This window comes from Rhodoferax sediminis, assembly GCF_006970865.1.
GTDB lineage: Bacteria > Pseudomonadota > Gammaproteobacteria > Burkholderiales > Burkholderiaceae_C > Rhodoferax_A > Rhodoferax_A sediminis.
On the sequence record NZ_CP035503.1, the window covers coordinates 4,306,652 to 4,321,766 of the forward strand.

Genomic DNA, 15,115 nt, shown 5'->3' on the forward strand with positions numbered 1-15,115 from the left:
GATTGCCAAGGTAAAATCGCGTAACTACGAGAGTCGAGCGCCCCATGACCATACCCAATACACCCGCCAGTCACGAGCCCGCCACGCCGGAGCAAGATCCGATCGAAGGCATTGTCCCGATGATTCCGCTGGTGATCCCGCTGGTCGGCGGCGTGTTGATCTTCCTGCTCGCCTTCATCGCCGTATCCATGGCCTGAACGGGCTGCAACCCATGCTGGCACCTCACTTGCCGCTGCAGATTAAATAGCACTGACATATCGCGAGGCGTCTCGCAACGCGCCGGCGATGCGCTCTTTGCCAACGCCGCGGCCGTCATCCCCGGCCAGCCAGTGATCCCCAAATTCATAGCAAACTGTGCTGGCCCCGAGCCGGCCAGAGGCATTTTTTCGTCCTGAAAATGCGTGCCGCGGCGGGCATTCGCGCGGCTTCAAACGCAGGAAATTAATGCATAACCTCATGCAAGTTTTGCATTACTTTCACCGGTAACGGGTTGGTAACGAGGTTCGGGTTTCATAAAATCGACTTCCCGGCCACACCGTGCTCGGCCCGCCCCCTTCCCACTTCTTTTCCCCGCCCACAAAAAACCTCACACCCTCCCTTCATGCGCCAAGCCGTTTTTTCAAAGGCCCCCGCTTTTGAAAAAACGATTTTCAACTTCAGGAAGCGACCCGATGAACTCACCCGCCATGCAGGGATTGAATCTCAATGCCCCCGGCTACGTCAAAAACGCAAAACTGGTCGCCTGGGTGGCCGACATGGCCGCGCTGTGCAAGCCCGCACAGATTCACTGGTGTGACGGCAGCGACGAGGAATACACGCGCCTGTGCCAGCAACTGGTGGCCGCGGGCACCTTCAAAAAGCTCAACGAAGCCAAGCGCCCGAACAGCTACCTGGCCTGCAGCGACCCGACCGATGTGGCGCGCGTGGAAGACCGCACCTTCATCTGCAGCGAGCACAAGGAAAACGCCGGCCCGACGAATAACTGGATGGCCCCGGCCGAGATGCGCGCCACGCTGGCGCCGCTGTTCGACGGCTGCATGCGCGGGCGCACGATGTATGTGGTGCCGTTCTCCATGGGCCCGCTGGGCTCGCCGATTGCGCACATCGGCATCGAACTCTCCGACAGCCCCTATGTGGTGGTGAACATGAAGATCATGACGCGCATGGGCCGCGCGGTGTACGACGTGCTGGGCGTGAACGGCGAGTTCGTGCCCTGCGTGCACAGCGTGGGCGCGCCGCTCGAGGCCGGCCAGAAAGACGTCAAGTGGCCGTGCAACAAGACCAAGTACATCGTGCATTACCCCGAAACGCGCGAGATCTGGAGCTATGGCTCGGGCTACGGCGGCAATGCGCTGCTGGGCAAGAAGTGCTTTGCGCTGCGCATTGCCTCGAACATGGGGCGTGACCAGGGCTGGCTGGCCGAACACATGCTGATCCTGGGCGTGACCAAGCCCGACGGCACCAAGTACCACGTGGCTGCAGCCTTCCCCAGCGCCTGCGGCAAGACCAACTTCTCGATGCTGGTGCCGCCCAAGGGCTTTGAGGGCTGGAAGGTCACCACCATCGGCGACGATATCGCCTGGATCAAGCCGCAGCCCGACGGCTCGCTGCGCGCCATCAACCCCGAGGCCGGCTACTTCGGCGTGGCGCCAGGCACCAACTTCCACACCAACCCGAACTGCATGGCCAGCCTGGACCGCAACGTCATCTTCACCAACGTGGCGCTGACCGATGACGGCGACGTCTGGTGGGAGGGCATGGAAAAGGACAGTGGCAGCCTGCCGGCCCACCTGATCGACTGGCAGGGCCGGGACTGGACCCCGGCGATCGCCCGCGAAAACGCCGTGGACGGCAAACCGCGTGCGGCGGCGCACCCGAACGCGCGCTTCACCGTGGCGGCCACCAACAACCCGGCGCTCGATCCCGCCTGGGACGATCCCAAGGGCGTGGTGATCGACGCCTTCATCTTTGGCGGCCGGCGCTCGACCACGGTGCCGCTGGTGACCGAGGCGCGCACCTGGGTCGAGGGCGTCTACATGGCCGCGACCATGGGCTCGGAGACTACCGCCGCGGCCGCAGGCCAGATGGGCGTGGTGCGGCGCGACCCGTTCGCCATGCTGCCGTTCACCGGCTACAACATGGCCGACTACTTCCAGCACTGGCTCAGCCTGGGCGCCCGGCTGGCGAAGTCCGACGCCAAAATCCCCGCCATCTATACCACCAACTGGTTCCGCAAGGGTGAGGACGGCAAATTCGTCTGGCCTGGCTACGGCGAGAACATGCGCGTGCTGAAGTGGATGATCGACCGCATCGAAGGCACAGCCCCGGGGAGCGAGAACGTGTTCGGCGTGAGCCCGGCATTCGAGGAACTCAACTGGACCGGGCTGGACTTCACGGCCGAGCAGTTTAAGACCGTGACCAGCATCGACAAGGCCGCCTGGGTTGCCGAACTCAAGTTGCACGAAGAGCTGTTCCAGCGGCTCGAACACCACCTGCCGAAAGAACTGCAGGAGACCAAGGCGGCGATCGAACGGCGCCTCGCGGCCTGAGCGGCTTGCCGAGCTTCAATGAAAAACCGCCCAAGGGCGGTTTTTTAAATGACCCGCTGGCAGGCAGCGGACGTGGTTTGGCGAAACGGCTCAGTCGTTAGGGGCGCCGCGCAGCATATTGAATGCGGGCTCGTACTGTGCCAGCCAGCTTCCGCTGCGTGCCGGAACCACCTGCCCGCTCTCGCGCCAGTCCATCACATGCTTGTACTGCGACAGCCAGCCCGCCTGGGGCGCCTGCGTTGGCAGTCCTACCTCCGCCTCCTGGCGCGACAAGGCGGCCTGCAATTCAGCCATGATGCGCGGATCGTTTTGCGCCGCTTCCATGAAACGGGCGTCGGCGCGGGCACGGGCCACGCGTTGCGACCAGGCATCGAGCCCGGCCACCATGCGCACGGCCAGGCTGCGCGCCGTGCCGGCACACAGGCCCAGCGCGGCAAAGCCGATGGCCCACAGAATGACCCAGGCGGCCAGCAAGTGGCCGTCGGACCAGTTGTCAACCATCTGGTTGGCCACCACCAGCAAGGCGGCGACCACGGCCGCCAGCAGCATGGCTGCCAACCCCTTGGTGCTGTCAAACCCCTTGCGGAACTGCCGTGCAGTGCGAATGGCGGACTCGACTCGCGCAACGCCAAGGTGTTGCGCCGGATAGGCCGTATGAACGAAGCTGGTCATGATAATTTCCCTTCTTGAAAACTCTTGTTGCTATATTAGGGTTAACACTAGTGATGTTCAACTTTATATTTGTGATTTGATACATTCACAACTGTGATAAGTTAATCCGAAGAAACCGGCAACTGCCATCACCGACAGCGCCGCAATGGGCCGAAAAACAAAGAAGCCACCCGATGGGTGGCTTCTTTGCGGGTGCTGCCTGCTGTCGGGCAGCACCGGTCCTCACCAAGAGGAAGCGAAGTGCGCGACCGGGATATTGCGCGCCAAAGACTCGTAATGGGCGATCAGGCCGGTCTCCGGGCGATGCGCGATGCGGGCCACGTCCACGTCGGCGCGGATGTCCTGCACTTCGTTATCGCGTTGGCGCGAAACTGCTATCCGCAAATCAGCCATGACGCGCGGATCGTTTTGCGCCGCTTCCATGAAACGGGCATCGGCGCGCGCACGGGCCACGCGGTATGACCAGGCATCGAGCCGGGCGACCACGCGGGAGGCCAGCTTGCGGGCGGTGCCGGCCAGCAAGCCCAGCGCGGCAAAGCCGATGGCCCACAGAACGACCCAGGCGGCCAGCACATGGTCGTCCGACCAGGTGTCGATCATCTGGTTCGCCGCTACCAGCAGTGCGGCAACGACCGCTGCCAGCAGCAGGGCCGCCAGAGCCTTGCGATTTTCCATTCCCCGACCGGGTTGCCGCACGGCCGGCGCGGCGGATTGAATACGGGCAGCATTGGAATTTTGTGCTGGATAAGCTGCGTGTACAAAGTTGATCATGCTAATTCCCTTCTTGAAAACTCTTGATGCAATACTAGGGTAAATACTACTGTTGTTCAACTTTATATCTGTGATTATGCATATTCATAATAGTGATAGCTATGTGTCAATAGACCCCTCATGAACATTCCCAACTTCCGCACACTGGACCTGAACCTGCTGCGCGTCTTCGACGAGGTCATGGCCGAGCGCAGCCTGACCCGGGCCGCGCGCAACCTGTCGCTGACCCAGCCTGCCGTGAGCAACGCGCTGCGGCGCCTGCGCGAGACGCTGGGCGATGAGCTGGTGCGGCGCGGTGGCCAGGGCATGGTGCCCACACCGCGCGCCGTCGCGCTGTGGCCGGCGGTGCGCGAGGCCCTGCGCCAGTTGCAGGAGTCGCTGGCGCCCAGCACGTTTGTGCCGGCCGCCGCCGACAACACCTTCATGCTGGCCATGGCCGACGCCACTGGCGCCGAATTGATCCCGGGCCTGGTCGAGATTCTCGAAACCGAGGCCCCTGGCGTCTCCATCCAGGTGCTGCCGCTGACCACGCGCGACCCGCGCCGCATGCTCGACGACGAGTCGGCCGATCTTGCCGTGGGTTATTTCCCCGCTGTGCTGGCCGACCTGACGGCGCGCGCGCAGGTGGGCAAGGCGGTCGCGTTCGCGCACCAGCGCCTGTATGAAGGCAAGTATGTGTGCGTGATGCGCCGCGGCCATCCGCTGGCCAGCGGCCCGTTGACCTTGAACCGCTTTTGCGCCGCACGCCACTTGCTGGTGAGTTTCTCCGGGCTCCCATTCGGCTTTGTCGACGAAGCGCTGGCCTCGCAGGGACGCGCGCGCCGCGTCGTGCTCACGGTCAACCAGTTCTTCACGGCGGGCCAGGTGGTCGCCCAATCGAACCTGCTCACCGTGCTGCCGCGCCACTTCGTGGGCATCGCCGGGCCGGCCGAGGATCTGGTGCAGCGCGAGCTGCCCTTTGAAGTGCCGCCCGTGCAGGTCGCGTCGCTGTGGCACAGCCGGCTCGAGCGCAGTGGTGCCCACCAGTGGCTGCGCCAGGCCATTGCACGTTCGGCGCACAAGGCGTTCGAGCAGGCGGGCGCCGCATGAAGATCCAGCTGTTGTCCGACCTGCACCTCGAGGTGCATCCGCAGTTCCAGCCCCGGCCGGCACCGGGTGCCGACGTGCTGGTGCTGGCGGGCGACATTGGCTCGTACCAGGCCGGCTCGCTGCTGACAGGCCCTGATTTCGGCCTGGCGCGCTTTTCGCCGCTGCCCCGGTTTGGCGGCTGGCCCTCGCCCGTGCTGTTTGTCCCCGGCAATCACGAATACGATGGTCTGGATTTTGAGGTGGCTCATGCCAGATTGCGCACCACGTGCGAGCGCTTGGGGCTGATCTGGCTGGAGCGCGAGGTCGTGATATTGGACACGGTGCGCTTCGTGGGCACCACTTTATGGAGCGACTTCGACGCGCTCGGCCCGCGTGCCGATGATCCCCATGCCACGGTGGGGCAGCAGCTCAAGGCGCGCGAAAAGGCCTTTCGGGCCGCCAACTTTTACCTGAAGAAGGCCGGCATCCGCTACCGCGGTGAACCCATGCTGGCGCCGGCTGTACGTGAGCAATCACTGATCTGCCAGGACTGGCTGCGCAAGGCACTGGCCAGTCCATTCGAGGGGAAAACCGTGGCGGTCACGCATTTCGCGCCGAGCCTGCAAAGCGCCGACCCGCGCTACGGCCTGAACCCCGGCACGGCGGGTTTTTGCAATGCGCTGGATGATCTGCTGCCACACGCCGACCTGTGGCTGCACGGCCATTTGCACGCCCCGAGCGATTACACCCGCGCGGGCTGCCGAGTCGTCGCCAATCCGCTGGGATACGCGCGCAAGAATGAGCAGGCCGCCTTTCGCGAGCAGTGGTGCCTTGCGGTGTAGGTGCGCCCGGCGCGGCGCGGCCATGGTTTGTTTGATGTCCGTCAAGGATGCCGCCACCGCGGGCGCTAGACTGACTTTTTTATTGTGGGAAATGCCGTGAAAATTCTTCTGGCCGTTGACGGCAGTATCTACACCAAGAAAATGCTGGCCTACCTGACCGCGCATGACGAGTTGCTCAGCAGCACCAACAAGTACACCGTGCTTACGGTGCAGCCGCCACTGCCGCCGCGCGTGCGCGGGGCCGTCGGCAAGGAGATCGTCGACAATTATTATGCTGACGAGTCGGGCAAGGTTTTGAACCCGGTCTGCAAATTCCTGCGGCGTCACGACATGGATCCGACACCCGTGTCGAAAATCGGCCCCGCCGGCGAGACGATCGCGCGTACGGCGGATGCCGGCAAATACGACCTGGTCGTCATGGGCTCGCACGGCCATGGTGCCCTGAAAAGCCTGGTGATGGGCTCGGTGGCCACCCAGGTGCTGGCGCACTGCAGCGTGCCGGTGCTGCTGGTGCGCTGATACGGCCTGTCCCGTGCGAGAGTTTGTGCGGGAACCCTTCTACTATACTTTTAAGAGCGAACAATGCGGACCAGGCATAGGCTATCTGGCATTTAATCCATCAAAGCAGGTACTGAGCACCAGTTCGACGATCTCGGCGTCGCTGTGCCGGCCCCCAGCCTTGAGAAACTCCAGCACCGGGTCGCAGGCACGCGCATACAGCGTGTAGAGCACGGCGACGGCCGGCAGCCGCGGGTTCAGCGCGCCGCTGGCTTGGGCCGCTTCGATCCAGCCGCCGAACTGCTCGCGCACTTGCAGCAAGCCATCGAGATAAGGCTGGCACGACATCAGCGTGGCGCGCAGCGACGAGCCCCGGCCCGGCAGCGAGGGCATTTCGCCGGCCAGTTGCAGCTCCATGGTCCAGCGTGCCGCCGCGCGCAGTTTGTCGAGCGGCGCGTCGCCCGCGGGCAGCGAGAGCAGAAAATCCTGCGCACGGCGCATCACGCGCACCATTGCGGCGGCCGCGAGGTCTTCCTTGCTGGGGAAATGTTTGTAAAGGCTCGCTTTCGCGATACCGACCTCCGCAGCGACCTCATCCACCGTCATGGCCTCGAAACCTTTTTCAGCCAGCAGCCGGCTCACGGCTTTCACGATGGCCTCTTCACGCGCCAGGAGCATCTGCTCCTTGAACGACACGCGGGCAACGACGGGACTGCTCATGCTCGAATTTTAGTCAGTTGCATCTGAGACCATAGTCTCCGACTAATTTACAACCGGGAAGTTAATAAGTTACTACACAGTATGAAACAATCAATCCTGAAGGCCGCTTGCACGCATCTTGCATGCTGTCTAAAGTGGTTCAAGTGGTATGAATTCGGAGGCTGCCATGAAAAGGGTTTGGGTGTATGGACTGGCGTGGGGGGCGGCGACGCTGCTCGCCCTGATCCTGGCCGTGGTCACGCCCAACGAAACCAACGTCATGGGGCGTTTGCCGTCGCTGGTCGCGAATCGGCTGGGGCACAAACAGGAGCCGGTCAGCCTGCCCGAAGGCCTGCCCGCTGGACGCACGCTGGCGCTGGTCGCCTTCCGGCACAACCAGAACGCGGAACTGGAGAGCTGGATCAACGGCCTGCAGCTGCGCAAGGACTCCTCCATCGCGTGGGTCCGGATGCCCGTGATCAACGACACGGGCGACCCGGCGCACCGCAGCGCGGTGGAAACCCGCCTGCTCTCGCGCTATCCCAGTGAGTCGGAGCGGGCCAGCCTGCTGCCGGTGTTCACCGACCGCGACGCGTTTGTGCGCGCCACCGGCGTGACGGGCACGGATCAGGCGGTGGTGCTGGTGCTGGACCGCAATGGCGAGGTGCTGGCGCGGGCGCAAGGAAAGTTCGACCCCGACAAGGCCCAGGCGCTGCTGGAGACCCTGCGCTCGAGTGCGCCGTAAGCGGGCACGGCAGCCAAACTCCAACGCGTCCGGCGATTTCAGGCCAGCGCCGCCGCGGCCGCGGCTGTGAGTGCGCTGGTCATGGCATCCAGCACCTGTGATTCCAGGTTCCAGCAATGCCAGTAGAGCTGGATCGGCAGCGCATGGCCGGGCGCCATGTTGACCAGCTCGCCCTGCGCCATCAGGCCCTGCACCAGCAGTTCCGGCAGCACGCTCACGCCCCAGCCGGCCCGCACGGCGCGCACCTGGCCTTCGGAACTTGGCACGAACAACTGCTTCAAGGTGACGTGCTTGAGGCCGAAGGCCTTCGCCACAAACTCGGTCTGCATGTCGTCCTTGCGGTTGAACGCCACAAACGCCAGGTTGCCAAAGTTATGCGGCGCCAAACCCTGCGGCGCCTGCGCTGCCGCATACGCCGCTTGCGCCACCGCCACATAGCGCATGGCGCCCAGCGGCACCAGCCTGCAGCCGCGCAGCGCCGAGTCGAGCGTAGTGACGCAGCCCAGCACCTTGCCCTCGCGCAGCCATTCCTGGGTGAAATCCTGGTCGTCGGCGATGATCTCCAGCGGCAGGCCCTGACGCGCCAGCGCATCGAGCGCCGGCAGCGCCCAGGTGGCGATGCTGTCGGCATTGATGGCAATGGCGATGCGCTCCTCTTCGCGTGTGCCGCCCGCGTTGCCCGGTGCCAGCTCCTGCAGGTCGCGCTCCATGTCGGCACGCAGCAGGCGCAGCTGGCGCGTGTGCTTGAGCAGCAACTGCCCGGCCGGCGTCGGGTGAAGCGGGCGGCTGCGCACGATCAGCACGGTGCCGACCTGGGCTTCGAGCGAGCGCAGGCGCTGCGACACGGCCGACTGGGTGATGCACAGACGCTGGGCGGCGCGCTCGAAGCCGCCCTCTTCCACGATCGCGGCCAGGCATTCGAGGGCGTCGGGGTCAAAGGTGCTCATTATTAGCGGTGCTGATGTTTTCACTGCGCATTTAATTCTTCTTTTAATTACCGGCAACTTCCCGCAAACTGGGCGACATGAAAGTTATCGTACTGGGTGCCGGCATTATCGGCGTGAGCACCGCCTGGCACCTGTTAGAGCGCGGCCACGAGGTCACCGTGGTGGAGCGCCAGGGCGATGCGGCGCTGGAGACCAGCTTTGCCAACGCGGCGCAGATTTCGGTCAGCTACTGCGAGCCCTGGGCCAACCGGGGCGCGCCGCTCAAGCTGCTCAGGTGGATGTTCAGAAGCGATGCACCGCTGCTGTTTCGCCCGCAACTCGACTGGCAGCAATGGCGCTGGGGCCTGCAGTTCCTCGGCCAGTGTAACGACGCCGCCTTCGAGCGCAACGTGCAGCAAATCGTGGCACTGGGCGCCTACAGCCACGCCGCCTTGAAAGACGTGGTGCGCGCCACCGGCATCGAATACAACCGGCTGGAGTGCGGCATCGCGCACTACTTCACCGACCAGAAGTCCTTTGACGCCGCTGGCGCAGCCGCCGCGCTGATGCACAAATACGGCGTCGAGCGCCGGCTGGTGAGCACGGCCGAGCTGCTCCAGATCGAGCCTGCCTTCAAGCCCTTCGCCTCACGCATCGTGGGCGCCACCTACACCGCCAGCGACGAGAGCGGCGACGCGCGCGTATTCACCCAGGCACTGGCGCGGCTCTGCGTGGCGCGCGGTGCGCAGTTCCTGTACGGGCACGACGTCGAGCGCCTCGTAAAATCCGGAGACGCTATTGAATCCATAGCTGTACGCCCTCGCGGGACGGGGGCTACCGCCTTAAAATCCATCAATCTGATGGCCGACGCGGTGGTCGCGGCGTGCGGCTCGTACACCGCACCGCTGCTGCGCCGCGTGGGCGTGGACCTGCCGATCTATCCCGGCAAGGGCTACAGCGCCACCTTCCAGATCCTGCAGCCGGAGCGCGCGCCCACGGTCAGCACCATCGACGACGAAGTCAAATGCGCCTTCAGCCGCCTCGGCGACCAGTTGCGCGTGGCCGGCACGATTGAATTGGGCGGTTACGACCTGTCGCTGGACACGCCGCTGGCGCGGGCGCGCTGCCGCATGCTGGCCGAGCGCGTCGAGGCCGTGCTGCCCGGCGTGTGCGATACCCGCAGCGCCAGCGAAGGCGGCACGCCGCACTTCTGGGCCGGCCTGCGTCCCGCCACGCCGACCAACATCCCCTACATCGGCAAGACCCGCGTGCGCAAGCTCTGGGTGAATACCGGCCACGGCACCCTGGGCTGGACCCACGGTGCGGGCTCGGGCAAGGCGATTGCCGAGCTGATCAGCGGCGAACAGCCCGGGATGGCGTTCGGGTTTTACGGGTTTGATGCGCCACGCGGGCGCATGGCGGCAACGCCGACCTGAAGAAGGCGCAAGTTACCGGGCCGGGGCTCACAATGGAGGGCAGGATTTTCCTGCCCGCCCGGCAGGGTCCTTGCAGCCCACAGGACAACCACCATGACGCGTACACAAGCGATTGCGCAAGCCCAGCAGCAGTTCGATTCGGGCGCGTTCCGGCAGACGCTGGCACGGCGCGTCGCCATCCCGACCGAGAGCCAGAACCCGCAGCGCGGCGCCGTGCTGGCCGACTACCTTGAAAGCGAAATGCGCCCGGCGTTCGAGGCCATGGGCTTTGTCTGCCAGACGCTGACGCACCCCAAGGCGCGTGCTCCCTTCCTGTTTGCCCAGCGCCTCGAAGACCCGGCCCTGCCCACGGTGTTCGGCTACGGCCACGGCGATGTGATTCGCGGACTGGAGGCTGAGTGGGCATCGGGCCTGTCGCCCTGGACGCTCACCGAGGCCGATGGCCGCTGGTACGGCCGCGGCATCGCCGACAACAAGGGCCAGCACTCGGTCAACCTGCAGGCGCTGGCCAACGTGCTCGGGACGCGCGGCCGACTGGGCTTCAACGCCAAGTATCTGATCGAGATGGGCGAGGAAACCGGCTCGCCCGGCCTGCGCGAACTGTGCGAGGCCAACAAAACCCTGTTCGACGCCGACCTGCTCATAGCCTCCGACGGGCCGCGCCTGCGCGCCGAGCGCCCCACCGTGTTCCTGGGTTCGCGCGGCAGCATGAACTTCGACCTGCGCATCGACGCACGCGCGGGCGGCCACCACTCAGGCAACTGGGGCGGGCTGATCTCCAACCCCGGCATCCAGCTCGCGCATGCAATCGCCAGCATTGTCTCGGCCACCGGCCAGATCCGCATCCCCGAATGGGTGCCCACGGAACTGCCGGACTCGGTGCGGCGCGCGCTGGCCGACTGCGAGGTCGATGGCGGCGCCGACGGCCCAGCGATCGACCCGGGGTGGGGCGAGCCGGGCCTGTCGCCCGCCGAGCGCGTGTTCGGCTGGTGCTCGTTCGAAGTGCTGGCCTACAAAACCGGCAATCCCGAAACGCCGGTCAACGCAATCCCGCCGCGCGCCTGGGCGCGCTGCCAGCTGCGCTTTGTGGCGGGCCCGAATCCGGACGACTTTGTGCCCGCACTGCGCCGCCATCTGGACCGCCAGGGCTTCCCCATGGTGGAAATTTCCGCCCCGCCCGAAGACATGTTCCGCGCCACGCGCATCGACCCCGATGACGCCTGGGTGCGCTGGGCCGTGGCCTCGATCGCGCAGACCAGCGGCCAGAAGCCGGCGCTGCTGCCCAATCTGGGCGGCTCGCTGCCGAATGACATCTTTACCGACGTGCTGGGCCTGCGCACGGTCTGGGTGCCGCACTCCTACCCCGGCTGTTCGCAGCACGCGCCCAACGAACACCTGCCGCCCGCGCTCTTGCGCGAGGGCCTGTGCATCATGACCGGCCTGTACTGGGACCTCGGTGCGGGCCAGACGCCCAAGGAGAAAATGACTTGAGACCCCATCAAAGCCGTGGCGAAGTGACGCCATGGTTTCACCTTGCTCACTATAAAATAGATAGCTATATGTGCATGATCCATATGGGCTACAAGCCGATATGACCGATATACCCGGCCTCTTTGCGGATGACGCCGGTACCGCGCGCTGCGCCTGGTGCCAGGCCACGCCGCTGTACCGGCACTACCATGACAACGAGTGGGGCTGGCCGGTGGCCGACGAGCGCCGGCTGTTCGAGAAGCTGTGCCTGGAAGGCTTCCAGGCCGGCCTGTCCTGGCTCACCATCCTGAACAAGCGCGACGCATTCCGGCGCGCCTTCGCCGAGTTCGACGCCGAGCGGGTCGCGGCCTTCGATGAGAGCGATGTCCAGCGCCTGCTGGGCGATGCCGGCATCGTGCGCCACGCCGGCAAGATCCGCTCGGCCATCAACAACGCCAAACGCGTGCTCGAACTGCGCGCGGAATTCGGTTCCCTGGCGGCCTATGTCTGGCGCTTCGAACCCGAGCCGGCCAACCGGCCCGAGCGCCTCACGCACGAGGCGGTCAAGGCGATGCCGACCTCGCCTGCGTCGCACGCGCTGTCCCGGGACCTGCGCAAGCGCGGCTGGAGCTTTGTCGGCCCGACCACCATGTACGCCTTCATGCAGGCCATGGGGCTGGTCAACGACCATCTCGAGGGCTGCCATGCGCGAGCGGCAGCCCTGGCCGCGCGCGCGAAGTTCAAGTTGCCGGCTTAGCGGGAGGCCCCTCGATGGGGCGCGCACCCCGCGCGCTATCCGTCAAGCGCGACCGCCGGCAGTACGGTGCCGGCGCACTCCCCGAGCCCGATGCGCACGGCGCCGTCGCGCTCGCAATAGCCGCGCAGCGTGAGCGTGTCGCCGTCTTCCAGGAAGGTGTGGCTCTCGCCATTGGGCAGCGTGATACGGTTCTTTCCGCCCAGGGTCAGTTCGAGCAGCGAGCCGGCCTCGTCAGGCTTGCGTCCCGAGAGCGTGCCCGAGCCGAGCAGGTCGCCCGGCTGCAGGTTGCAGCCGCCCACGGTGTGGTGTGCGATCAGCTGCGCCGGCGTCCAGTAGGCCGCTTCGCGGGCGTTGCCTTTGGTCAGGCGCACCGCTGGCGCGCCGGCCTCGCGCATCTTTCGGGTCTGCAGCCAGACCTCCAGCGTGATGTCGAGCGCGCCGTGCTCGCGGTTGGCGGGCGAGTCGAGATACGACAGCGGCGGCGGATCTCCCGCGGGCCGTTCGAACGGGGCGCGAAACGGTGCCAGCGCCTCCATGGTCACGATCCAGGGCGAGATCATCGAGGCGAAGTTCTTCGACAGGAACGGCCCGAGCGGCACATATTCCCAGGCCTGAATGTCGCGCGCCGACCAGTCGTTGAACAGTCCGACGCCGAACAGGTGCTGCTCAGCCTCCTGGATCGGAATCGGCTCGCCGAGCGCGTTGCCGCGGCCGATGAAGAATCCCAGTTCCAGTTCGTAGTCCAGCCGCTGGCTGGGGCCAAAGCTGGGTACCGCGGCATCGGGCGCCTTGGTCTGGCCGCGCGGGCGCTTGACGCGCTGGCCGCTCACGCCGATCGACGAGGCGCGGCCGTGGTAGCCGATCGGCACCCACTTGTAGTTGGGCATCAAAGGGCTGTCGGGGCGAAACAGCTTGCCGACCGTGGTGGCGTGGTGGATGCCGGTGTAGAAGTCGGTGTAGTCGCCGATGCGGCATGGCACGGCCATCTCGAGCGCGGATTGCGCGTGCAGGGCGCCCTGCCAGGCGCCCTGCTGGCTGCTGCCCTCGGCCAGGCCGGCGGAGATCGCGGCGCGCAGCGCCTGTCGATCCGCCGGGCTGGCGGCCATCAGTGCGTTCATGTCGTCGGTGTGGATCAGGCCGGTTGCGCGCAGATCCAGCACCTGGTCGCCGATCGCGACGCCGATGCGCAGGGCATCAACGCCGCCCGCCGTGCGAAAGCGCCCGAACGGCAGGTTCTGGATGGGGAAGTCGCAACCGGCGGCGTTGGCCGAGACCACCCAGCTGCGCAGTTTCGGGTCATGGGTTTCGTTGAGGGTGTTCATGGTTTGAACCTGTCTTTGAGGCCGGCCCAGCAGTCGGCGTAGTCGGTGTCGAGCGCCGGGCTTTGCAGCGCCCAGTTGGTCGGGATGAAACGGTAGCGGCTCTCGAACATGAAGGCCAGCGTGTGGTCGAGCTTCTGCGGCTTCAGGTCGGCATGGCTGGCCTTGTTGAAGGCTTCCTCGTCCGGCCCGTGCGGCACCATGCTGTTATGCAGGCTCGCGCCGCCGGGCTTGAAGCCGCCGGGCTTGGCGTCGTATTCGCCATAGATCAGGCCCATGAACTCGCTCATGAGGTTGCGGTGGTACCAGGGTGGGCGGAAGGTGTCTTCCATCACCAGCCAGCGCGGCGGGAAGATCACGAAGTCGCAGTTGGCGGTGCCATGCGTGTCGCTGGGCGAGGTGAGCACGGTGAAGATGGACGGATCGGGGTGGTCGAAGCTGATCGAGCCGATGGTCATGAAATTGGCGGTGTCGTACTTCAGCGGGGTGAGGTTGCCGTGCCACGCGATGACGTTGAAGGGCGAATGCTGCATCGGCGCGCACCAGAAGCGGCCGCCGAATTTCTTCACGAGTTCGTACGCGCCGGAGCTGTCTTCGTAGGCGGCCACGGGCGCCTGGAAGTCGCGCGCATTGGCCAGCCCGTTGGAGCCAATGGGGCCGAGCTCGGGCAGGCGGAACTGCGCGCCGTAGTTCTCGCAGACGTAGCCGCGCGAAAGACCGTCGGGCAATGCCACCTTGAACACCACGCCGCGCGGCACCAGCGCGATCTCGCCGGGCTTGACCTCGAGCACGCCCATCTCCGTGGTGAGAACCAGGCGGCCCTGCTGCGGCACGATGAGCAGCTCGCCGTCGGCATCGACGAAGGCGCGCCGCTGCATTGAACGATTGGCGCGATAGACCAGCGAGCCGATGCCGACTTGTGCCTCGGCATCGCCATTGGCCGCGAGCGTGCACATGCCGTCGACGAAGTCCGCCCCATCCGTTTCAGCGTTGTCGAGCGGGAACGGGTGCCAGCGCATCGGCTCGGGCGGCAGGGCAACGGTGCGGTCGGCGCCAGTGCTCCAGCCGGTCTGCGCATAGGGCTGGTAGCGGCCCGAGACGACCGAGGGCTGGCGCCGGTACAGCCAGGAGCGCCGGTTCTCGTGGCGCGGCGCGGTAAAGGCGGTGCCGGACACCAGCTCGGGGTACAGGTCCAGCGGCGCGCGCTGCGGGCTGTTGCACCCCTGCGGCAGCGCGCCGGCCACCGCCTCGCTCGCATGCTCGTTGCCGAAGCCGGCCTGGTAACGCAGATCGGACCCGGCGGGCAAGGCGCCCACCGATTGCGATTTTTCCTTAAGCACAGTCATTTTCACCTCCAAAAAGC

At 65.6% G+C, this 15,115-nt stretch carries 15 protein-coding genes; 9 read left to right on the plus strand and 6 right to left on the minus strand.

Annotation, left to right across the window (positions count from 1 at the left end):
- The first annotated feature begins 44 nt into the window (after nt 1-44).
- A complete protein-coding gene (locus tag EUB48_RS21460) occupies nt 45-197 on the plus strand; it encodes a hypothetical protein (protein WP_168226790.1) in 153 nt (50 codons plus the stop codon).
- A gap of 474 nt (nt 198-671) precedes the next feature.
- Nucleotides 672-2,549: a phosphoenolpyruvate carboxykinase (GTP) gene (locus EUB48_RS20820; protein ID WP_142820955.1), complete on the plus strand. Its 1,878-nt coding sequence runs from the start codon at nt 672-674 to the stop codon at nt 2,547-2,549.
- 90 nt (nt 2,550-2,639) lie between these two features.
- Here the strand turns inward: EUB48_RS20820 and EUB48_RS20825 are convergent, their stop codons facing one another.
- Nucleotides 2,640-3,221 (minus strand): hypothetical protein, encoded by a 582-nt coding sequence (locus EUB48_RS20825; protein ID WP_210411669.1) that lies wholly within the window; start codon nt 3,219-3,221, stop codon nt 2,640-2,642.
- Between the two features lie 222 nt (nt 3,222-3,443).
- Nucleotides 3,444-3,896, minus strand: a complete 453-nt coding sequence (locus EUB48_RS20830; protein WP_142820956.1) for a hypothetical protein — start codon at nt 3,894-3,896, stop codon at nt 3,444-3,446.
- A gap of 216 nt (nt 3,897-4,112) precedes the next feature.
- On the opposite strand from EUB48_RS20830, the gene EUB48_RS20835 reads away from it, so the two are divergent.
- The 3 genes from EUB48_RS20835 to EUB48_RS20845 all read left to right on the plus strand — a co-directional run bounded on the left by EUB48_RS20835 (nt 4,113) and on the right by EUB48_RS20845 (nt 6,421).
- Complete coding sequence (locus tag EUB48_RS20835; RefSeq protein ID WP_142820957.1) at nt 4,113-5,081, plus strand: LysR family transcriptional regulator; 969 nt, start codon at nt 4,113-4,115, stop codon at nt 5,079-5,081.
- Nucleotides 5,078-5,902, plus strand: coding sequence for a metallophosphoesterase (locus EUB48_RS20840; protein ID WP_142820958.1), 825 nt, complete (start codon nt 5,078-5,080; stop codon nt 5,900-5,902). The genes EUB48_RS20835 and EUB48_RS20840 overlap by 4 nt, the downstream gene beginning before the upstream one ends.
- A 96-nt stretch (nt 5,903-5,998) precedes the next feature.
- A complete protein-coding gene (locus tag EUB48_RS20845; RefSeq protein WP_142820959.1) occupies nt 5,999-6,421 on the plus strand; it encodes a universal stress protein in 423 nt (140 codons plus the stop codon).
- Nucleotides 6,422-6,502: 81 nt separating this feature from the next.
- Here the strand turns inward: EUB48_RS20845 and EUB48_RS20850 are convergent, their stop codons facing one another.
- Nucleotides 6,503-7,120: a TetR/AcrR family transcriptional regulator gene (locus EUB48_RS20850; RefSeq protein WP_142820960.1), complete on the minus strand. Its 618-nt coding sequence runs from the start codon at nt 7,118-7,120 to the stop codon at nt 6,503-6,505.
- 166 nt (nt 7,121-7,286) lie between these two features.
- On the opposite strand from EUB48_RS20850, the gene EUB48_RS20855 reads away from it, so the two are divergent.
- On the plus strand, nt 7,287-7,844 hold the full coding sequence (locus EUB48_RS20855; RefSeq protein WP_142820961.1) for a hypothetical protein: 558 nt from the start codon (nt 7,287-7,289) through the stop codon (nt 7,842-7,844).
- A gap of 38 nt (nt 7,845-7,882) precedes the next feature.
- On the opposite strand, the gene EUB48_RS20860 is transcribed toward EUB48_RS20855, so the two are convergent.
- On the minus strand, nt 7,883-8,791 hold the full coding sequence (locus EUB48_RS20860; RefSeq protein ID WP_142820962.1) for a LysR family transcriptional regulator ArgP: 909 nt from the start codon (nt 8,789-8,791) through the stop codon (nt 7,883-7,885).
- A 77-nt stretch (nt 8,792-8,868) separates the two neighbouring features.
- Between EUB48_RS20860 and EUB48_RS20865 the strand changes: the two genes are divergently transcribed.
- The 3 genes from EUB48_RS20865 (at nt 8,869) to EUB48_RS20875 (ending at nt 12,433) form a co-directional block, all read left to right on the plus strand.
- The gene (locus tag EUB48_RS20865; RefSeq protein WP_142820963.1) at nt 8,869-10,206 is read left to right on the plus strand and encodes a D-amino acid dehydrogenase; all 1,338 of its coding nucleotides are present in this window, start codon (nt 8,869-8,871) and stop codon (nt 10,204-10,206) included.
- A gap of 93 nt (nt 10,207-10,299) precedes the next feature.
- On the plus strand, nt 10,300-11,697 hold the full coding sequence (locus tag EUB48_RS20870) for a M20 family metallopeptidase (RefSeq protein ID WP_142820964.1): 1,398 nt from the start codon (nt 10,300-10,302) through the stop codon (nt 11,695-11,697).
- Nucleotides 11,698-11,797: 100 nt separating this feature from the next.
- Nucleotides 11,798-12,433, plus strand: coding sequence for a DNA-3-methyladenine glycosylase I (locus tag EUB48_RS20875; RefSeq protein ID WP_142820965.1), 636 nt, complete (start codon nt 11,798-11,800; stop codon nt 12,431-12,433).
- Between the two features lie 35 nt (nt 12,434-12,468).
- On the opposite strand, the gene fahA is transcribed toward EUB48_RS20875, so the two are convergent.
- Together fahA and hmgA are read right to left on the minus strand one after the other, a co-directional pair.
- Nucleotides 12,469-13,755, minus strand: coding sequence for a fumarylacetoacetase (fahA, locus tag EUB48_RS20880; protein ID WP_142820966.1), 1,287 nt, complete (start codon nt 13,753-13,755; stop codon nt 12,469-12,471).
- The gene (gene hmgA, locus EUB48_RS20885; RefSeq protein ID WP_142820967.1) at nt 13,752-15,098 is read right to left on the minus strand and encodes a homogentisate 1,2-dioxygenase; all 1,347 of its coding nucleotides are present in this window, start codon (nt 15,096-15,098) and stop codon (nt 13,752-13,754) included. The genes fahA and hmgA overlap by 4 nt, the downstream gene beginning before the upstream one ends.
- Nucleotides 15,099-15,115: the final 17 nt, after the last annotated feature.